The organism is Aquimarina longa SW024, assembly GCF_001401755.1.
GTDB classification, from domain to species: Bacteria; Bacteroidota; Bacteroidia; order Flavobacteriales; family Flavobacteriaceae; genus Aquimarina; species Aquimarina longa.
Genome location: NZ_AVQK01000031.1, coordinates 1 through 22056 on the forward strand (window position 1 = coordinate 1; position 22056 = coordinate 22056).

Below are 22056 nucleotides of genomic sequence, written 5' to 3' on the forward strand. Positions count from 1 at the left end.
GGTCATCTTTAAAAAAAGGTTGTATAGAATCGTACCACTTCTTAAAATAATCTGGTTCTATATAAATCCCTTCTTGATGGATATTATGTAAATCTTTCTTTTTAAGAATTTCACCTGTCTTAGCATGGATTGAATACATATAAAAATCGACATGTGTATTAGGTTTATCAACATATACACTCCATGTATATAGAGAATCATTGTCTATAAATTCCACTTCTCCTCGCTCTATAGATAGGATAGAATCTTTTTTAGGTTTTATCCGTTCTACAATCTCTAATGCTTCTCTATAGCAGATCGGATACTTATCTGCCTGTCTATGATCGATTACTTTAGAGATATTGCCTAAAGTATCGTAATGGGTTTCTTTGCCTATATATTGAAAACCTTTTTCATAAACAAATTGTACACTATAGATATTTCCTGAAGGGAAATAATCTATCCATTTACCAATATTTGTTTGCTTGTTTGTTTGTTTATAACCATAAAGAAATTCATACCCTTTTGGGTATTTAGTAATTCTAATTTCATACAACTTATCATTTTTTATAAAACTACTTTTCTTATTTAGAATACTATCGTATGCTTTGGGGTTAATTTTTTTTTCTTTTTCTAATAAATGATAATTAAACTCGCATAAATCGTCATTCTTAATCAATGCCTCAGTGCTTTGGCATGCTGCAGTAAGTGTACAAAATAGGAGTACTGTACTTATGAGTGTTTTCATTATTTGGTGTATTTACTGTTATGTAATTTTTTCCATTGATATAGCTGCGTATGCTCTTTATCATTATTATAATCCATATAATTAGTAGTCATCCCTTTCTTAAATGTATGTGCTTGTCCCTCATTTATGACCTCTCCGTTAGCGTCTTTGGTTGTAAAGGTATGTTCTAATCCTATAGCATGCATAATTTCGTGAGGAATTTCTACAGAGGTTTGCAATAATTTATTTTTTAGAAACATGGCAGATATTCCACGACCTGTTAAGGAAATACCATTACTATACCCATCGGGATATACACTTCTTAAATAAGTGAGGTATAGCGTAATTTCATTAAAAGTGCCTCTTCTGGTTTCTGAAAGAGATAGTCTATTGAATTGTATTAATAGGTTTATTTTTTCAGATATAGCACTCTTAATATTATCACTACTTTTAAACGATTCATCTAACTTCTTTAAATATCCTTGCTGTAGTTTATCTATTGTGGTTAACTCCTCCTTGTTTTGTATACGTTCTTTGATAGAATAGATGTCGAGTATATCTACATCCTTATTAACAATCTTTATATCTATCAAAGCGGGATTAAACGCTTTTTTAAAATAGGCTTCTAACTTTTGTTTTGTAATTAGCTTTTCTAGTATTCTAAAATCAACCAATCCCCCCTCAATCTCCACAAACACCCATCGTAGGGTTGCTGTTTTGGGTACTGGATGCCAGATTTCTAATGCTCCTGCGGGGTTGTTATCGGCGAGTACTCTAATCTGTGAAATATCTCCGTTATTAAGGCATCTAATGGTTACCTCATCTGCATTCTTTATATCTAGTGGATGGATATCAAAGTCAGGATGGGGTTCTATGACTACAGAGTTGTATTGCCTAGGGTTTTTGGTTTTATGTTTTAGAGATAGGGTGATTGTTTGCCCTACTCGCATACTGAGTTTGGGTACGGTATATTGTGCTGTTCCTACAGTAATCCATGTGTAGGATTCTTTATATTTGGTTTGGTCAGAGGTACAGTTGTCTTGCAGGGTTTGGCTCCACTGATCCCAGCCATAGATTCCGTTTTTGCGATCATCGGTATTGGGGATAAAGGTGGTTGTCCATTGCTTATCGGTGTCTTCTTGTGCTGTAGGGGATACTGGGGTACTTGTGGTAAGGTCTTCTCCCCACCACTTAGAGATAATGACTTCTCCATTACGTACTACTGTACCGGCAGAAAGGGTTAAATAGTACATCGCGCCATCTGCACTACCATCCATATAGTCTAAGCGTATACAATGGGTGTTTCTAAATTCTAGTTTTTTTAGCATTGTAGTGCCATCCCATGATTGAACTTCTATGATACAGTTTTTCATCATCGTTTTTGATAATGCCCAGTTATCAAAAAGGTGCATCCATCGGGCAATATCGGGGATTGTAATTTCATAAACTCCTCCTTGTGGAATTGAAGAAGGCATCCCGTTATAGTCTGTTTGCTGGGTTATCAACTCTTTTAGAAATAGTATGGGGGCATTATATCCATCAATATAGAGCCTCCCTATGGATCGTGTGGTCATAGATGATTCGGTTTTAAGAGGTACTAAAAGTAATCAAGTTATTGGGGATTGTCTATGTTTAGTATTGTTTTTCGATAAAGTACGGTTTATAGTGTATTAATAACACAATGGTTAGTATTAAGAAGGGTTTTGTAGGAGTTTTGTGTCAGATTAAGAGGTAGATAGGGATGGGATTAATCCTATTTATACGTAGGTATTATCTTATTCTTCTTGCTGATGTATCGTTTTAGTTTTTGTCTTACTTTTTGGTGTGCGATAGAGTTGTCGTTTAGCAGATTGTTTATCAAATATAGTATCTGCTATGGTATTGACTTTTTGTAATAGTGCATATAGTTCATTTAGCTGTTTGATACGTTTTGCGGTGTCTACGGTACGTGTTCTTTTTTTATGTTCTTGTTCTTTATTGATGGTTCTAAGGTTTTTGGATAATATTGGGGGTTGTTCTAATAGTGGTATGGGTATTCCTGTAGCGACAAGGGCATCGCGATGCTGATTGATAGTATCTGTGAGCCCTTCCATGTATTGCATCATCTTAGATTGGTTGTTTCTTATGTTTTTAAATCTACCAATACCAAACTGTTTTTGTATTACTTTTTCTTTTTCAAAGGCTTCGAGTACCCAGTATCTTAGTTTTTTAAAATAATTACGACAGGCTATCATCTCATTTTTTAAGGATTCTGTTTTTTGCTGTAGTTGCAAGATATTTAGCTGATCTCCACTTTCTTTATATCCTTGTGTCACTTTTTGCTCTAAATCTTCCAAAAAAGTAATGTCTAGTTTTGGGTCAAAATTAGAAAAGTGTTTAATATCATCTGTTAGATGTGCTATTATAACATCTCCCCATTCTAATAATACACTGTCTTTTAAGTTATAATTTCGTTCTGCCATATTTTTATAGGTTTATTTATTATTATTTTTTTGATATATATTTATCATATACTATACTGATTGTTCTTTGTTTAGTTATTAATACTTACGCCATGATGTTTGATGCTAGAGATATGATGGTTAATGCTTATGCCATGATGCTTGATGCTAGAGACATGATGGTTAATGCTTACGCCATGATGTTTAACATTAGAGACATGATGGTTAATATTCGCGCTATAATGGTTGATATTAGAGACATGATGGTTAATATTCGCGCTATAATGGTTGATATTAGAGACGTGATGGTTAATGCTCGCGCCATAATGGTTGACATTAGAGACATAATGGTTAATGCTCATGCCATGATGATTGATACAATAATATCATGGAAGTGCTACGAATAGTAGTATTTTACTAAAAAAAATATGAACAATTATTATTGTGTGAATACAATAATATTATTATAGGGTAGGAGTTTTATTAACAGAAACGAATATAAAATAAATTATTTATTAAATATCTATTTTGTTAAAAAAATAAATGTTTATAGTGTGTGTACTCTATTTTATAAATATGTTACTGGATTACTCTCCATTTTCTATAAGTAGTAATGCCATACGTATGGTATTATAATCTATAGCTTCTTGTAAATGCTCGTAATATGATTTTAGGCTATCGGGATTATCGAGTTCTTTTTTAGCTTGTTTAATAGTATTGAGATCTGCATTAGAAACAAACTTTTTTAGATCGATATCTTCATCAGCTTCATATAGTTTCATAATATGAGAAAAGATGGTTGATGCAGCTAATTGGCGCTGTGTTGCTATTTCTTCTATATCTAATCCTTGTTTATATAGGGCTAGGGTTTCTTTATGTGTATTGCCTTTGTTTTTACTTTTCTTTTTTGCTGTTTTTTCTGCAGAGAAATCTATGATGGCTTTGATAAACTGATATCCGTAGTTTTTCATTTTTTGTTTACCAACTCCACTAATTTGCATAAACTCTTGATCTGTCATTGGTCTAAATTTTTCCATCTCCTTAAGTGTGGCATCACTAAAAATTTGATAGGCTGGGATACCTGCTTCTTTGGCTAATTGTAGTCGTAGTTGGCGTAGTTTTTCAAAGAGGTTAGGGGCATTTCCTTTATTGATTTGTTGTACAACGACTTGTTTTGCTTTTTCGAATTCTTGTAAGTGTGCTAGACTTACGGTTTCTTTTTCGAATAATACTTTTTGCGATAGCGAAGTGAGTTTTAGTTTATTATTTTGATGAAATGCAATTTCTAGATATCCTTGATTGATTAATTGAATGATATATTGCTGCCAATCTCTCCAGGGGATATCATTACCGATACTATAGGTTTTGACGCTTTGATATCCTTTATCATATATTGCTGCATTCTGCGAACCTCTCAGGATATCGATTACAGTACCTATAGGTTCTTGTTCTTTGATTCTGGTAACAGTAGATAGGGCTTTTTGGGCAATAATAGTACCATCGATAATGGTTGGTGGGTTTTTACATACATCACAATTGCCACAGTCTTTTTCTACTAATTCTCCAAAATAGCTTAGTAATATTTTACGCCGACAACTAAGGGAGTCAGCATATTGTTTCATACGGTCTAGTTTGGCGAGTTGTACTTCTTGATTGCCGGACATATTGGCAAATTTTTGTAACTGCACTACATCAGCATAGCTATGAAAAAGTAGGGTAAAGGAGGGGAGTCCGTCTCGCCCTGCACGACCAATTTCTTGATAATATCCTTCTATATTTTTGGGTAGGTTATAGTGGATCACCCAACGTACATTAGATTTATCAATTCCCATCCCAAATGCGATTGTAGCACAGACAATCTGTACTGTGTCATTAATAAATCCTTCTTGTACTTGTGCTCTTTTTTGGTGATCGATCCCTGCGTGATATGCTGCGGCATTAAATCCTTGATTTTGTAACTTCTCTACTAACATCTCGGTAGTTTTTCTACTTAGGCAATAGATGATACCACAATCATTAGGTTTATTAGATAAAAAATCAATGATTTGTTCTATTCTTTTGGTACCAGGGCGTACTTCTAAGCTTAGGTTTTGACGATCAAAAGAAGCGAGGTGTTGTGTGGCATTAGGAATATTTAATTGATTACAGATATCTTGGCGTGTTGCTTTATCTGCGGTTGCTGTTAATGCAATAACTGGTGTTGTAGGGAATCGTTTTTTTAGGTATCCTAATTGTGTGTATGCTGGTCTAAAATCATGTCCCCATGAGGAGATACAATGGGCTTCATCTACGGCAATTAAGCTAATTGTTATTTGTGAGAGTACTACGTCTAAGAATGATAAGCTCTCTGGTGCTATATACAGAAGCTTAATTTCTTTGTTGGTTAGTTGCTGATAAATCTCTTGTTGTTCATTTTCATTTTGGCTACTGTTTACAAAGGCTGCTTTAATACCATTAGCTCGTAAGCCATCTACTTGATCTTTCATTAATGCTATTAATGGAGAGATCACAAGTGTTATACCAGGTAGTAGTAGTGCGGGTAATTGGTAACAGATAGATTTACCTCCTCCTGTAGGCATGATAACAAGGTTGTCTTTTCCTAAGAAAACGGAATCAATGATATGTTGTTGTAATGGGCGAAAACTGTCGTACCCAAAATATTCTTTTAAAGTCTGTAGTAATTGTTGTTGATCTGGCATAATCACAAAGAAAAGAAAATAGACTGATAAATGGTTTTATTTTTATCAGTTAATGTTCGTCTCTGTTATAAATCCACATGGGTTGTGTTTCTCTGGCTTTTACAAGTCTTGATTTTTGATAAAAGTCAATGGCTTTACCATCTGCGATCAGCATTTGTATATAAAAATGTCCATACTTTTCTTGTATTTTATTTAGATTCATTTTTCCTTATTCCTTGTTCTTGGTAATTGGGGTGTATGAGTAGATGAGGGTAGTAAACAACAAGATGTCTATCAGACAGAAATAGCATTGCCAAGTCTTACGAACTCATTGGTATCTTATGCAGAAATTAAGGTATGCGAATTGATAGGTGTTTTATGTAATACTTCGGGTTTATTGGCAGTACTCCACTTATTGGCTTTGTAGAGCGGAAGTATCTATGTTGTAGTAATATCTCGGGTATCAGAAATTTCTATTCTCATAAATACTATTTTGTTTTCTTTTGGATATATAATATAATGCTGGATAGAATTAATACCCCAGAATAGCATACAATATATAGTGCTTTATTTAGAGTTGGATCTGTGTCTGTAATGGTTTGATATATCCCAAAAATTGAAACAAATATGACTATATACAGCATTCCTGGATTTATTCCTTTTATTCTGGATTTGATGAGTTCTTGTCGGCTTCTTAGATTGGTTGCTTGATTTTTTCTGATTTCTAATGCTTTGGGAGCATTATATACTGTTCGTATTTTGGCAATGAAGAATGGAGCAGGTATAAAAAAATAAATTCCCATTTCTATTGTGCTAAGAACATATATCTCTAATCCAGATAATACTGCCATACTGATTACAGCACCTATAATCCACAAGGAAAATAATCGGATATTTTTTTTTAGTGATTTATCATAATCATTGATATAGCTTTTTACTTGCTGTTTGGTGCAAGAGTATCCATTAGATGTTTCAGAAGCGTAATATATATATCCTTCTCCTTTAGGATTTGGAACAAATTTAGTTGTGTATTTATGTACTAAGTTTTCTCTAATTAAGCCTATATTCATAGTGATATTTTATGATTTTAGGTGTTTGATAAATTACTCAAATAAGCTAGAACTTAGATATCGATCTCCACGATCACATATAATGGCAACTAAAGTACCTTGTGTTATAGTACTGGCTAACTTTAATGCAGCTGCAACAGATCCACCGCTACTCATACCGGCAAAGACACCTTCTTCTTTAGCAAGGCGTTTAGCCATAAGAGTTGCTTCTTCTTGGCTTACTTCGATTACTTGATCTACTTTTGATGGATTAAAAATTTTAGGGAGATATTCTTTTGGCCATTTTCGTATGCCTGGGATTTTAGCATCATCCGTAGGTTGTACACCTATAATCTGTACGTCTTTAGATTGTTCTTTTAAATAGGTAGAAGTTCCCATTATAGTACCTGTAGTTCCCATAGAGGATACAAAGTGTGTGATAGAACCGTGTGTATCTTTCCATATTTCGGGTCCTGTAGTTTTATAATGTGCCCGCCAGTTATCATCATTAGCAAACTGATTAAGCATTACATAGCCTCCATTAGCTACTTTTTCTTCGGCATAGTCCCTAGATCCTTCAATACCTACATCGGTAGTGGTAAGCGTAACTTTTGCTCCATAGGCACGCATGGTTTGTACGCGTTCTATAGTGGAGTTCTCGGGCATTACTAATTCGATATCTAGCTTAAAGATTCCTGCAATCATAGCCAAAGCAATCCCAGTATTGCCGCTTGTAGCTTCAATAAGTTTAGTGTTTTGATCTATATCTCCACGATCTAACGCGGATTTTATCATGTTATATGCTGCCCGATCTTTTACACTACCTCCAGGATTATTTCCTTCTAGTTTTAGATATAGTGTAATATTAGGATTGTTTATTAAAGAAGAAGTTTTTACTAAAGGAGTATTTCCTATTAGGTCTAAAATACTATGTGACATTAAATAACTTTTTTAATCTTAATTTCTGAAGTGTTTGATATAATAGAGTTTTCGGGTACTGAAGAGGTGATCCACGCATTACCTCCAATAGTGCTATTTGTTCCTATTACAGTATTGCCTCCAAGTATTGTAGCATTAGCGTATATAGTTACATTATTTTCTACGGTAGGGTGTCGTTTTACATTACGCAGTTTTCTATCTACATATAATCCGCCAAGAGTAACTCCTTGATATATTTTTACATGATCTTTTATAATCACTGTTTCTCCAATTACAATACCTGTAGCATGATCAATAAAAAAAGATTCTCCGATTTCTGCACCAGGATTAATATCAGTACCAGTCAATCGATGTGAGTATTCTGTCATTAATCGAGGTACAAGAGGTAAGCCAAATTTTAATAATTCATGACTTAGTCTATATATAGCTATAGCATAAAATCCGGGGTACGCCATATACACTTCTTCAATAGAATTGGCTGCAGGATCACTTTTCATAAAAGCTTGTGCATCTAGATTTAATTTTTGTAATATATTAGGTAACTTTTCTAGAAATGATTCCCAAAGTTTATGACATGGTTTTTCGGTTTCCCAACAGGCTAACTCAACAAGTTCTTCAAAAGTTTTTTCTAGAATATCGATATGCTTTGCAACCTCTGTATCAGTATCGAACAAGGTATAAAAAAGTAACTTTGTAAAATATTCAGTTCTTTCTTTTAGCTTTAGCTTTAGGTTTGGATTCTTTTTTTGCTTTTCTATCTGGGCAATAATAAGCTCTTTTTCTTTAGTCATCGCGGTTTTTTTGAAAACTCTAGTAAATATATAGAATAAAGAATATATAAGTGATGTTAAATAATAAATCCTTACATTTTTAGAATAATAATAACACTATTAAGGACTTATTTAGGTTATTGTTTAATTTTTAGTTAAAGTAATCATCAAAAACTAAAAATTATTAAAAATAGTGAAGAATGTATATATATAAGAAGTCTTATTTAAATAAAAAATGATGAGCATTTTCTTATCTATAGACTGATATTTGTCATATTTTTTTTATGTATAGGGTGGTATATTCACTATAGAATTTAAACTTAATAAGATGAAAAAAAGAACACCCGTTTCTAAAATTATGACTTCTGATGTAATAACCTTAAATCAGACTAATGGTTTAGAAACAGCAGAATTACTATTTAAAGAACATAATATTCGTCATATCCCCGTGGTAAGTGGTGATACGATTGTAGGAATGTTAAGCTATACTGATTTACTACGAATTAGTTTTGTAGATGCTGTTGACGAAAATGAACAAGATGTAGATACTGTAGTTTATGAAATGTTTACAATCGAACAGGTAATGGCAAAAAACTTGGTGAGTGTTACTTCTAATGCTACAATAAAGGAAGTTGCAGAAATATTATCTAAAAAAGAATTTCATGCATTGCCAGTTATTGATGATGATAAATTGGTTGGTATTGTAACAACAACTGATTTAATAAACTATTTGTTAGAACAATTTTAATGATTTAACTCATATTGTGGAAATTCTGATAGGTTTACCTCGAAACGAAAAAAAGTTTCTATGAAATACCTTATGAATTGATCCAAGGTAGTTTATTAAATGTATTTATTAAAAAAAAACAGGAGGTCGTTTACTTCCTGTTTTTTTTTAGTATGATTATAATTTTTAGTTAAACTTTAATTCTAAAATTAGATTTTAGTATTTTTAAAACTAAAGTAATATTCATGAATACAATACCTAAAATAACATTTGATTTTTTAAAAGATTTAAAAGAGAATAATCACAGAGATTGGATGGCAGCGCATAAGAAACGATATCAGGATAATGAAAAACTATTAAAATCATTTTATGCAGTTATACTAGAAAGATTAAAAGAGAAAGATGAAATCGAAAAAATGAAAGTGTTTAGAATTAATAGAGATATTCGTTTTAGTAAGGATAAAACACCATATAATGTCCATCGTAGTGTTAGTTTTAGTCGATCAGGTGCTCACAGAAGAGGAGGCTATTATCTCCGTTTAGAGCCTGGCAATTCTTTATTAGCAGGTGGTTTTTTTAGCCCAGAACCTGCTGATTTATTACGAATAAGAAAAGAGTTCGAAATGGATGATCAAGAAATTAGAGCGATATTATCCAATGCAGAATTTAAAAAAACATTTGGAGGTTTTGATTCTTCAAACCAAGTAAAAACAGCTCCGAAAGGTTTTAGTAAGGATCATCCAAATATAGATTTGATAAGAAATAAATCATTTTTTGTAACTCAAAGTTTTACAGATGCAGAGGTTTTTAAAGAAGATTTCTTAGATAAAATTCTATATAGTTATGAGGTGCTAAGACCTTATTTTGATTACATGAGTGATGTGCTTACCACAGATCTTAATGGGGTTTCATTAATTGATTAAACCTAACTTATATCTGTTACGGATTCCTAAAAAAGTTTAACTATTCTTACTCTATATCTTTTTATTTCAGTAAGATATAGAGTAAGAATGGTTAATTATTAACATTGTCTTAATGAATCATTTTTTTAAGAGACTTTATTTTTTACTAACTTGTGGTAGGAAAAAAATCAGTATTAACCAACTTATTCATTTCTAAAAAAAATAATAGAAGAGTATTATTTAGGTTTTTACCAGATTAAAAAAAGAGAGAGATTCAATTGGTGATATACAATTTTGTAGTACTAAATGAGATGCTACAGAAAACTATATGCAAACTAAATTTAATGTCTAAATAATTTTTTAATCTTACTCTTATGACTTTCAATAACACAAACTCAATTTATTTTAATTGCAGACATTCAGTACAGAAAACTTGTATGCTGATATATACAGTTTTTATGCTTGTGCCTTTTATTAATTTTGCTCAGGATGAACTCCCTCGGCATTATAAAAAGTATGACATGAGTATACAGTCTGATGATATACAAGGCAAAAGTAATACAGAAGTTATTACACGTACGATATCAGAAAAAGGAGCAACTTGGTTACGTTTATTCTTTAAAGAGGTAAATCTAGGAAAGAATAGTACACTAACCATAACATCAGTATTAGATGGAGCAAAACAAACGTTTACATCAAATACCATTAAAGATTGGAAAAATTCAAGTGCTTATTTTAATGGAGATGAAGTAACTCTAAAACTGATCATAGCATCAGGAGAACAATCTATAGGATTACATATTAATGAAATCGGAATTGGCGAAATAGGGGTAACAGCAAAGAGTCAGTGTGGATCTACAGATGATAGAGTGAGTTCTGTAGATGATGCAATAGGTCGAATAGTACCTATTGGATGTACAGGTTGGATTATCTCTAATGGTAAATTAGTTACTGCTGGACATTGTGGAGGTAGTAGAGCGCAACTTATAGAGTTTAATGTACCTAAATCTAATCCAGACCGAAGTATTGTACATCCTGGACCACAAGATCAGTATCCAATAAGTAATTTTGTTACTAACTATAGAGCAGGAAGCCCCAAAACTGATTGGGCAGTATTTACAGCAAGTGCAAATTCGCAAACCAATAAAACACCTATTCAAGCACAAGGTAAATCATTTAATGTAGTACAAAGTACTCCAGGAAACACTATAAGAATTACTGGATATGGTACTGATACTGGTGTGGATAATCAAACACAGCAAACTCATACAGGTCCATTATCTTCAGTAGATAATACATTTGTTAGATATAGGACAGATACTACTGGTGGGAACTCAGGAAGCCCAATAATTGATGTTGCAACCGGAAATGCTGTAGGGGTTCATGCATATGGTGGATGTTCGGGATCTGGAGGTTCTAATTTTGGAGAAAGAGCGACAATACCAGCTTTTTGGAAAGCTATGGGATTAGATGGAAATCCACCTCCACCAGATTGTGCTACTATTGATTTTAATGATTTTCAGATTACCTCGTTTGCGAATCAAGACGTTGCTGGTAATTTTTCAATAATTAATGGAGGAGCAGGGTTATCTTTACAAAATAATACTTGGAAATATATCTCTTTAAACTATACCGTAACCTCTAATACAGTAATCGAATTTAAGTTTAGTAGTGCCTCACAAGGAGAGATACATGCTGTAGGGTTCGAAAATAATAATTCACTTACTTCATCAAGATATTTTAGAGTATATGGTACACAGAATTATGGTGTTGGAAATTTTGATAATTACTCCGGATCTGGAACAAAGACTTATACAATTCCTGTAGGAAATTTTTATACAGGTAGTATGGATAGATTAGTCTTTATTAATGATAATGATGCAGGGAGTGGTAATACTTCTATATTTAGTGCTATAAAAATATATGAAGGTTCTTGCGGAAAATCTGAAACATCAGAAAATTTGGTGGCTCAGCTAGAATCAGCTTCGCCATTATTAGGGGATGAAGATGAAGGAGATCTTGCTGGATTAAACATAGAACCCAATCCTGCCAAAAATATCTTTTCATTACATGTTAATCAATATGCTAAAGGAAATGTAACAGCAACTATTTATACGATTTTGGGTAATGAAAAAGGTCGGATAAGTTTAAAACCAGGAAAGAATACAATATCAACTAATAATCTATCTTTAAGCAAAGGTATTTACCTGATAAAAATCAATAGTAGTATGGGAGAATCCACTACTAAAAAACTAATCATTAATTAAATATCAAGTTTATAAGACATTAAATTTATAGTTAAAAACATCTCGTTCTTTGTTTCGAGATGTTTTTTTTATGTGTAATATATTATAGAATAATTTTTTGAAGATGTGTGCTGTAACAAAATACTATTATTCTCGTCATATAAATATATATTGCTAATACTTTTAGCAAATCAATCATCAATCAAAAACATAGAAATCATGAAAGAAGACAGATCATTACTAGTTATTACACATTTATCTCAGTTATTAGACCTTATTACAGGATTTGGAGGATTTGTCGTACCCTTGGTATTGTGGTTAACACAAAGAGAGAGAGTATTGGCAATGGATGAACATGGTAAATCAATTATGAATTTTCAAATTAGTATGTTCATCTATGCTGTAGTATGTATTCCATTAACATTATTTTTTGGTTTAGGAGCTTTAGGATTAGCTATCATAGCAATACTGTGTTTTGTGTTTCCTATTATCAATGCTATAAAAGTAAATAAAGGAGAGAGGCCATCATATCCTTTATCTATGCAGGTTATTAAATAAAATACTATTTTTTTTAATAACCAAAAGAGCCAGTATTGTGCACACAATACTGGCTCTTTTTATTTTAGGATACTATATAAATGTTAGTCTGATGTAACGAAATTTACGTTAATAGTATTGATTTTTTATACAATTTTTCTTCAGTTATCTTTAGCCTTTTAGTTTTACTCTAGGCAGGCTAAAATCAATAGGTCGTTATAAAAAAATCATTCAAATTAATGTCTTTTAGAATTAAAACCTTAGATCTAATTTAGGTTATTGTATATGTTATTTGTCGATATTTATAGTTAAAGTGTTGGTTTTATGCAGATATACCATATTTTAGTAGGAAAATAGGAGTAAGAGTAAGAAGAAATGAATATGAAGAATCTGGACGTAAAAATAATTATAATAATAATATTATTCTGCTTTAAAGGTGTATGCCAGATTAAAGAGAATTCTTGTACTATAGATGCTTTAGTAATTAAGATGATGCAAGAAGAAAGTATTCTTGAAGCAAAAATTATGCTAGATAGTTTACTTAAAAATAAAGGAACCTCGGTTGATAAAAATTTCTTAGCTGCTTATAATTATAACTATGGTATTATTTTTTTGAGTTCAGGAAAATTTAAAGAAAGCCTGTCTTATCTTAAAAAAGCACAGCATATTACCCAAGAATTATCGAATAATTTATATGCTTCAGAATTACCAACCGTAATGTTACGAATCTATAGAGAGATGGATATGTATAAACAAGTGGATAGTTTATTTCATATTAATGTGGAGCGAAATAAGAAAAATAAAGATAGAAATATCTTTTTTAATTATATAGATTTTGTGATAACACATACTAATAGAAAAAAATACAGAAGTAATATCGATGTTACTCAAAGAGCTTTAAAGGAGATTGATAGTTTTGATTTTAGCACTGTAGAACCAAATGAAGTATATAGTATTCGTAAAATAGTTCGTAATGAATTAAAATTACATTTGGCTATGGCTTTGATAGAAGAAAAAGAAGATTATAAGAGGTCATATAGGGTATTAAGTGAATTAGAAAAAGATTCTCTTTTCTTTGCCAAAAGAGAACGTGAAGAGTTTTTATGGCGTGTAATGAGTTATAAATCTCGCTATTTTTATGAACATCAAAAACAAATGGATTCTGTATTCTATTACCAATCATTAGCAAATAATTATAGAGAAATCTATATAAAAAAGCTGAAAAGCAGAGCGGCTCAGGCTGATGAGTTTATTTATGATATTGCTAAAAACAAACACGATTTAGAGCAACTTTCGATTATTAATAAAAAAAATGTACAGCTACAAAAGAACTATTTTTATATTAGTTTTTTAATTGGGTTTTTATTGTTACTAGCGATTATTTTTAGTGTTTATGTATTTAGATCTAATCGTCATAAAAATAATATCAATAGTAAGTTGGAGCATAAAAATAAAGAACTATTAGTTGTTGATGAAGAACGAAATCAATTTTTTTCTGTAATAAGTCACGAGTTAAGAACCCCTATTTATACGATACAAGGGTTGGTAGAGTTTATAGAAAATGCAAAAAATAAAAAACAAAGGAAAGAATTTATAAAAACATTAAAGTTTTCTAATAATCATTTATCAGGATTGGTTAATAATGTTTTAGAGTACTCTAAATTTCGATTAGGAAATATAAGATTGAACAATGATGTTTTTTGTTTAGGCGAAATGTTAAAGGAAATTTGTAACTCATTTTCATACCAGCTTCAAAAGAATAATACAAGATTACATATTGATATGCCAAAAGAATTAGAAACTAGTGTATTAGGTGATCGATTGAAAATTTCTCAGATTTTTATTAATCTTATCTCTAATGCAATTAAGTTTACATCTAATGGTAATATTTGGTTAAAAGTTATTCCTGTTATAACTACAGAACATACAATTACATTTCGCTTTATAGTAAGAGATGATGGAGTAGGTATAAAAAAAGAATTACAAGCAGATGTATTTAATGGGTTTAATGGGATGGAGCATATAGATAAGCATAATGGTGGTTCGGGGCTGGGCTTATATATTGTAAAAAAAGTGATAGAAGATTTATATAAATCTTCCATTACCTTAGAATCAGAAGAGAATAAAGGAACCACATTTTCTTTTGAGATTAAAATGGATCGAAATTTAAAAGATATAAACCTTCCGAAGGTAAAAGAAGAAGATTATAAAAATGTGTTGCAAGGATATACTATATTGGTAGTAGATGATAATGAAATCAATCTAATGATCACCAAGAAGATTTTAGAAAATGCAGGAGCAATATGTATTGCCATAGATAACGGGATTGAAGCTGTAGTAATGGTAAAAGAAAATGATTATGATATTGTTTTTATGGATATTCATATGCCAGAACAAGACGGTTTACAAACAACAGAAAAGATAAGAGAGTTTGATAAAGATATTATCATTATGGCACTAACAGCTGTTGATTTAGAAAAGATGGTAACTAAAGTTTATCAATCTGGGATGAATGGTATTATTACTAAGCCGTATAAGCGAAGTGATTTATTTCAAAAGATATTGTCTTTTTCATTAAGAAATGATGAAAAGAAAGTTTATTGATTTAATCCAACGGGATATTTCTTTATTGTAAAATTATTTAAAACTCTATTCTAATAATTTCTCTGATATTCAAAGTGTATAAACATGATTTATATTCCAATTTTGACACTATGATTTATAAGCATTTTTTTGAGGAAAAACACACTTAATCAATAGATAATTAAATGATTATTCTATTGTATAATCTATAATTCGGGTTTAACCACAAACTACTTACTGTTGATAGGATAAGTATAGTGTTTAGCTTTCTTTTTTTTATAAAAATATTTATCTTTCTACTATTCTACCGGTTAAAACACCCCCTCTTTTATCTCTGTGCAAATATATTTTAAAACTTTTGTGATATATATTCAATTATGAAAAAAGAAATACTCAAGACTTCTTTAAATAAAATAAATAATGAAACTTGCTATATTATAGGTATAGGTTGTTCAGCAGGAGGGTTAAACGTTTTACAAGATTTTTTTAATTTATGCCCTAGTAATACGGGTTATGCATTTGTTGTTATACAACATTTGTCGCCAGATTATAAAAGTTTAATGCCAGAATTATTATCTAGACATACTGAAATGGTAGTGAGAGAGGCTCAAGAAGAAAGTGTTATAAAACCAAATCATGTATATTTAATTCCGGGGAATAAAAATATCATAATACAAGATCATAAACTTTGGCTTATTTCTCGCTCAGAACATAATCAAGTAAATTTTTCGATAGATATATTTTTTAACTCTCTGGCTATAGAGCAGAAAGAGAAAGCTATAGGTGTCATCCTTTCAGGGACAGGTTCTGATGGAACAAAAGGTGCTATGGCTATAAAAAAAGCAGGAGGAGTATTATTTGTGCAAAATCCAGAGAGTTCTCGTTTTGATGGGATGCCTCTGAGTGTTATTTCTAATGGATTGAGTGATTTTATATTAACCATAGAAGAAATGCCAGATAAACTAATTTCTCATATAGAGAGTTATGAATTTTCTAACCATTTTTTTTCTTCTGTAGATGATCATGAACAAAGTGCCGTAAATAAAATTTTAGAAATTTTAAAAAATAATACAGGACATGATTTTTTTTGTTACAAAAAACCGACACTTTCTAGACGTATATCAAAAAGGATGCAGATTACAAAAAATAAATCTATAGAGAGTTATACAAAATTTTTAAAACAGAATACCGAAGAAGAACTTGTTTTAGCACAAGAATTCTTAATAGGTGTGACTTCTTTTTTTAGAGATAGAGATGCATATGAGATTATAGAAAAAGAAGTAATTCCGAATCTAATAAAAAATAAGAATGAAGATTCAGGTATAATTAAAATATGGGTTATTGCATGCTCAACAGGGGAAGAAGCATATTCTTTAGCAATATTACTTGAAGAATATTTACAATCTAAAAATTATAATGATATTGAATATAAAATTTTTGCTACAGATATTGATAAGAGAGCAATAAATAGCGCTTCAAAAGGGATTTATAATAATGTAGGTAATATCATATCTACAGAAAGACTCATGAAATATTTTATCAAAAAAGAAGAAAATTATCAAATATCACCATATATCAGGCAAAAAGTTATTTTTTCTAAGCACGATGTGTTACACAATCCTCCTTTTAATAAAGTAGATTTAATTTCATGTAGAAATATGTTGATATATATGGAGAATACGATACAACATCAAGTTTTAACTACAATTCACTATGCCTTAAATCAAAATGGTTTTCTTTTTTTAGGAAGCTCAGAAAGCTTAGGTTCATTAAATCATTACTTTGAAAAAATAGACTCTAAATGGAAAATTTTTACTAAACCAGAAGGTAGTGTTATAAGAAGAAAAAAGAGAGATAATTGGAAAATAAATCAAACTAATTTCAATGTTCACAATAATAATAATAAAATAAAACAATCTTTTGAAGAAAAGATAGAGAAATCAATAAATCAGATATTGATTAATGAATTAGGAGCTGTAAGTGTCTGTGTTGATAAGGAGTTTGAGATTATTCATGCTTTTGGAGATGTTAAAAATTACCTTCATTTCCCTAAAGAAGGGTTTTCTAGTAATTTATTAAAAATGTTACCTAATGAGTTTAGTGTTGCTGTAATTACTGCTATACGAAAGTTGTCATTTTCTAAAACAATAGACTTGATTGAAAAACAAGTAAGATTTCCTTATAAAAATAATAAATTAAAGATCATAACAATTGTTATACGTTCCATAAAAATAATATCAACGAATTATAGTTGTTTTCTAATTACTTTTTTAGAAGGAATAGAACGAAAAATAACAAAAGAAGAAAAGGATATATCAATACATAGTAGCTTTACTAGAAAAAAAGATATCGAAGAGTTAGAACGGGCTCTCAATGAAACCAGAGAAGATTTACAAGCTACTATTGAAGAATTAGAAACTTCTAATGAAGAAATGCAAACGACTAATGAAGAACTTTTGGCATCTAATGAGGAGTTACAAAGTACTAATGAAGAACTGCAATCAGTCAATGAAGAGCTTCATGCTGTAAATGGAGAATTACAAGAAAAAAATACATTATTAATAGAACTGAATTCTGATATGGAGAATTTAGTTAAGAACATTAATATAGGAACTATATTTTTAGATAAAAACTTTAAAATAAGGAAGTTTACTCCTTCTATTAATGAGCATTTTCAGTTACGAATTGAAGATGTTGGCAGACCAATTAATCATTTTTCAGGAACACTAGGAGGGGAGAATTTAGCAGAATATTCTAAAAATGTCATTGAGACACTACAACCTTATAAAAAAGAAGTTCAAAACCCTATGGGAAATTGGTTTATGATGGAAATATTTCCATATAAACATCATGTAGATACTATAGAAGGAGTGGTTGTTAATTTTATAAATATTCATCATATAAAAACAGTATATGATAAAGAAAAATTGAATGATTTTTTAACTCATATAATGAACGCTAATCCAGCTATTATATACATATATGATATTCAAAAAAATGAATATATCTATAGTAGTAGTGAAATCCTTAAAGAAGCGGGATATTCTTCAATAGACATTCAAAAATTAGATAGTAATTTAGTAAAGAAATTGGTACATCCTAATGATTGTCTAATGGTAATAAATCATTATAAAAAATTAAAAACTATTAAAGAAGGAGAGGTACTACAAATAGAGTACCGTATTAGACATAAAAATAACGAAGAGTATATATGGATATTATGTACTGATAAATTAAATGAAAAAGACAGTAAAGGTAAGGTTAAGAATATCTTAGGTGTAATGAATGTAATTACAAAGACTAAAGATATGGAACGACAATTAAAAGAAAGTGAAGAGCGTTTCAGACTAGCTATTATGGGATCAGAAGCAGGGTTATGGGAGTGGAGTAATTTAAATACTGATGATGCTTGGTGGTCTGATGAATTTCATGAATTATTGGGGTATCGTACAGAAAAAAAGGTTTCTACTTTTACTTCCTTTCTTAATATGATTCATCCTAATCAATTACAAGTTTTTCAAGAAAGAATCCAGAATCATATTAGTAAAGGAGAAGCTTTTAAACACGAGCTTCAAATAAGAACATATAAAAATGGATACAAATGGTTTTTGATGAGTGCTAAAGCACAATTTGATAAAGAAAAAAATGTTCAAAAAATAGTAGGTACTTTAATAGATATTAATGCTAGAAAAGAAGCCGAAAATAAGATGAGTGAATTAAATACAGAATTAGAACGGTTTGCATATTTAGCTAGTCACGATCTAAAAGAACCATTACGTACTATTCTAAGTTTTACTCAGCTTTTTCAAGAAGAATACCAAGAAAACTTTGATGATAACGCCAAAAAATATTTAGAATTTATAGAAAAAGCTTCTGGTCGGATGATCACTCTAACGAATGATTTATTAGCTTATTCTCAGTTAGATAATAAATCGCTAAATCTTCAACCTGTAGATCTAAACATATTACTTTCTGAAGTATTAGAAGATCTTAGGAAGCAGATCAATGAAAACAATGCTATGATTACTTGTGAGAAATTACCTATAATTATTTGTGATATGACTCAGATTAGGCAATTGTTTCAAAATTTAATAGTAAACAGTTTAAAGTATCATAATAAAAAGCAACCAAAAATAGATATTGGATTCGAAAATAAAAAAACATATTATAAATTTTTTATAAAAGATAATGGGATTGGTATTGACTCTAAGTATCACAAAAAAATATTTGAGGTCTTTAAAAGACTTCATAATCGAAATGATTATGATGGAACAGGTATAGGTTTGGCTAATTGCAAAAGAATTATAGATAATCACAAAGGTAATATATGGGTGAGATCACTTCTAGGAAAGGGAGCAACTTTTTATTTTACTATTCTTAAAACTAATGAATTATGAGAAAAGTAGATTGTATATTATTAGTAGATGATAGTCCTTCAACTAATTTTTTTAACAAAAAATTAATAGAAGTTGCTAATGTGACTAATGAAGTTTATGAAACTTTTAATGGGGTAGAAGCTCTTGATTATATTCATAGAAAAGGTAAATTTGAAGAATCAAAATCACATAAAAAATACCCTCGCCCTAATATAATTTTCTTGGATATAAATATGCCACTAATGGATGGTTTCGAGTTTTTAGAGCATTATTCTAAAATTCCAGTAGAGAAACGAGCAGAAATGATAATAGTATTTCTTACGACTTCTAATTGGTCTAAAGATAAAATGAAAGCTTTTGATACAAATATGGTGTATAGCTATATTGAAAAACCATTAAAAAAGAGTAATTTGTATAGTATAATAGAATATTATAACAATAAATTTATGATTAATCTTTAATAACATATAAAGTTATTTTCTTAGCTATTAATTCTGGTCATCTTTTTAATGAACTAAAAAGACGACCATTTTTTAATCCCTCATTGAGGATTTAATTCTTCGAGACTTGCTTCGACATCAAAATATTTTTCCCGAAGCATACCTCATGAGCTTGTTCTGAGGTTGTTGATTAAAGAGAATAAGATAGTTTTTTTCTGAATTTCGAAAGCTTATCAATCATACGCCAAATGCTTTCTGAACTAATCCCCGTATGATTATATGTCATATAATCCATAAGAATATTTTCCATATTAATTTGTATTAAAGAAGATTTTGTTAATTGATGCATATGCCATGTAGGAAATTTTCTATTAGAAGAGTCTTTATTTTCTTGGACATTTAAGACCTCGTGTCTTTTATCATTTTTTATATTATTAATTAATGTATTGATAACATCTTTTTCTCCTTCAATATATTGTAAGAAGTGATTTTTTTCAAAATATAAATACCCAGTAATATCAAACTGTTTGTTACATTCTGATGCTCTCGTTGCTAATTGTCTTAATTCATTAGAATTAAAATTAATAGTAGATTTACTAATGTATACAATTCTTTTGATCATTTTGCGCAATTTTTTGGTTAATAGTTTTCTAAATTTAGCTTTTTTTTCAAAAAAAATGAAGTGTTTTTCTAACTAATATTACTCAGTTTTTAGACATATTATAACAGTTTTTTTACACAATAATTTATTACAAGATCTTCTTTAATGTGCTTGTTGTCAATTTTTATGCTATGCTTTTTTGGTTATTGATTTAATGCCATATAGGGATCGTTAATACAATTATTCTCTCCATTGTCATATCTTTTCTAAGAGATTAATTTTTATGACAGTAAAGTAAAAAATAAGGAGTACTATTAATTCATAATCAAAGATTATAAATTGATAAAAGAAACACTATGTACTGCTGTAATTGCAGCTGTTTCGGTTCGTAATCGGGTTTTTCCTAAGGTGATAGGTAGATATCCTGATGTTAGTGCTAATTCTATTTCTTTGGTAGAGAAATCGCCTTCGGGACCAATAAGAATAGTAGTGTTTGATTTAGGAAGAAGTATATCTTTTAGAGATTGTTTTTTTGTTTCTTCACAATGAGCAATGAGTAATTGATCTTTATTTTGTTGTTTTATAAAGTCTGAAAAAGAAATTGCAGGATTTAATATAGGTAAATAATACTGTAATGATTGTTTCATAGCACTCTGCATTATTCGTTCTAATCGTTCTAATTTAATTACTTTTCTCTCGCTATGATCACATATAATAGGTGTAATTTCATCAATTCCTATCTCTGTTGCTTTTTCTAAAAACCATTCGTATCGATCGTTCATTTTTGTAGGAGCTACAGCAAGATGTAATCGATAATTTTTACGATAATGTTTTTCAGATTTTTCAATTATAGCAATACATTGAGATGGAGTAGAAAAAGTAATTCTAGCAATAAAGAGATGTCCATTACCATTTGTAATATGTAACAAATCACCTTCTTTTTTTCTTAAGACTTTAGTAATGTGCTTACTTTCTTCTCTAGAGAATTTTATTTCGGTATTAGATATTGTTAATGTATTATTATAAAATAGTTGCATTTTATTAAGAATTAATCTTTATAG

The 22056-nt window shown here is 30.2% G+C and carries 18 protein-coding genes; 8 read left to right on the forward strand and 10 right to left on the reverse strand.

The genetic code is table 11. The annotated features are described in order from the left end of the window. The 3 genes from N456_RS07600 to N456_RS07610 form a co-directional block, all read right to left on the reverse strand. Window positions 1-727: PepSY domain-containing protein (locus tag N456_RS07600; RefSeq protein ID WP_148639234.1), on the reverse strand; the 727-nt coding region annotated here is incomplete at its 3' end. Next, window positions 727-2280, reverse strand: coding sequence for a type VI secretion system tube protein TssD (gene tssD, locus N456_RS24310; RefSeq protein ID WP_158447846.1), 1554 nt, complete (start codon window positions 2278-2280; stop codon window positions 727-729). The genes N456_RS07600 and tssD, both read right to left, overlap by 1 nt. Window positions 2281-2481: 201 nt before the next feature. Beyond that, a complete protein-coding gene (locus tag N456_RS07610) occupies window positions 2482-3168 on the reverse strand; it encodes a hypothetical protein (RefSeq protein ID WP_062055565.1) in 687 nt (228 codons plus the stop codon). 92 nt (window positions 3169-3260) lie between these two features. Between N456_RS07610 and N456_RS07615 the strand changes: the two genes are divergently transcribed. Next, window positions 3261-3554: a hypothetical protein gene (locus N456_RS07615; protein ID WP_148639235.1), complete on the forward strand. Its 294-nt coding sequence runs from the start codon at window positions 3261-3263 to the stop codon at window positions 3552-3554. 180 nt (window positions 3555-3734) lie between these two features. On the opposite strand, the gene recQ is transcribed toward N456_RS07615, so the two are convergent. The 5 genes from recQ to epsC all read right to left on the reverse strand — a co-directional run bounded on the left by recQ (window position 3735) and on the right by epsC (window position 8604). After that, complete coding sequence (gene recQ / locus N456_RS07620) at window positions 3735-5846, reverse strand: DNA helicase RecQ (protein WP_062055570.1); 2112 nt, start codon at window positions 5844-5846, stop codon at window positions 3735-3737. A gap of 49 nt (window positions 5847-5895) precedes the next feature. Next, entirely contained in the window at window positions 5896-6048 is a 153-nt protein-coding gene (locus N456_RS25020; RefSeq protein WP_240315503.1) for a hypothetical protein, read from the reverse strand. Window positions 6049-6313: 265 nt separating this feature from the next. Further along, complete coding sequence (locus N456_RS07630) at window positions 6314-6895, reverse strand: hypothetical protein (protein WP_062055572.1); 582 nt, start codon at window positions 6893-6895, stop codon at window positions 6314-6316. A gap of 33 nt (window positions 6896-6928) precedes the next feature. Next, the gene (gene cysM / locus N456_RS07635; protein WP_062055576.1) at window positions 6929-7813 is read right to left on the reverse strand and encodes a cysteine synthase CysM; all 885 of its coding nucleotides are present in this window, start codon (window positions 7811-7813) and stop codon (window positions 6929-6931) included. Continuing rightward, entirely contained in the window at window positions 7813-8604 is a 792-nt protein-coding gene (epsC, locus tag N456_RS07640; RefSeq protein WP_062055579.1) for a serine O-acetyltransferase EpsC, read from the reverse strand. The genes cysM and epsC overlap by 1 nt, the downstream gene beginning before the upstream one ends. 307 nt (window positions 8605-8911) lie before the next feature. Between epsC and N456_RS07645 the strand changes: the two genes are divergently transcribed. The 7 genes from N456_RS07645 (at window position 8912) to N456_RS07675 (ending at window position 20415) form a co-directional block, all read left to right on the forward strand. Then, window positions 8912-9331 carry a CBS domain-containing protein gene (locus N456_RS07645; protein WP_062055581.1) on the forward strand — a complete coding sequence of 140 codons (420 nt, stop codon included), beginning with the start codon at window positions 8912-8914 and terminating at the stop codon, window positions 9329-9331. Window positions 9332-9555: 224 nt separating this feature from the next. Then, window positions 9556-10233, forward strand: coding sequence for a DUF2461 domain-containing protein (locus N456_RS07650; protein WP_062055586.1), 678 nt, complete (start codon window positions 9556-9558; stop codon window positions 10231-10233). Between the two features lie 437 nt (window positions 10234-10670). After that, entirely contained in the window at window positions 10671-12479 is a 1809-nt protein-coding gene (locus N456_RS07655; protein ID WP_062055588.1) for a T9SS type A sorting domain-containing protein, read from the forward strand. A gap of 198 nt (window positions 12480-12677) precedes the next feature. Beyond that, window positions 12678-13016, forward strand: a complete 339-nt coding sequence (locus N456_RS07660) for a DUF4870 domain-containing protein (protein WP_062055590.1) — start codon at window positions 12678-12680, stop codon at window positions 13014-13016. A gap of 360 nt (window positions 13017-13376) precedes the next feature. Further along, on the forward strand, window positions 13377-15599 hold the full coding sequence (locus N456_RS07665; protein ID WP_158447848.1) for a hybrid sensor histidine kinase/response regulator: 2223 nt from the start codon (window positions 13377-13379) through the stop codon (window positions 15597-15599). A gap of 356 nt (window positions 15600-15955) precedes the next feature. Then, entirely contained in the window at window positions 15956-19975 is a 4020-nt protein-coding gene (locus N456_RS07670; RefSeq protein WP_062055595.1) for a chemotaxis protein CheB, read from the forward strand. Then, window positions 19972-20415, forward strand: a complete 444-nt coding sequence (locus N456_RS07675; protein ID WP_062055597.1) for a response regulator — start codon at window positions 19972-19974, stop codon at window positions 20413-20415. Before N456_RS07670 ends, N456_RS07675 begins: the two co-directional genes overlap by 4 nt. A gap of 169 nt (window positions 20416-20584) precedes the next feature. Here the strand turns inward: N456_RS07675 and N456_RS07680 are convergent, their stop codons facing one another. Both N456_RS07680 and N456_RS07685 read right to left on the reverse strand, forming a co-directional pair. Then, window positions 20585-21016 carry a BLUF domain-containing protein gene (locus N456_RS07680; protein WP_062055599.1) on the reverse strand — a complete coding sequence of 144 codons (432 nt, stop codon included), beginning with the start codon at window positions 21014-21016 and terminating at the stop codon, window positions 20585-20587. A gap of 311 nt (window positions 21017-21327) precedes the next feature. Then, a complete protein-coding gene (locus N456_RS07685; protein WP_062055601.1) occupies window positions 21328-22032 on the reverse strand; it encodes a 16S rRNA (uracil(1498)-N(3))-methyltransferase in 705 nt (234 codons plus the stop codon). Window positions 22033-22056 lie beyond the last annotated feature (24 nt).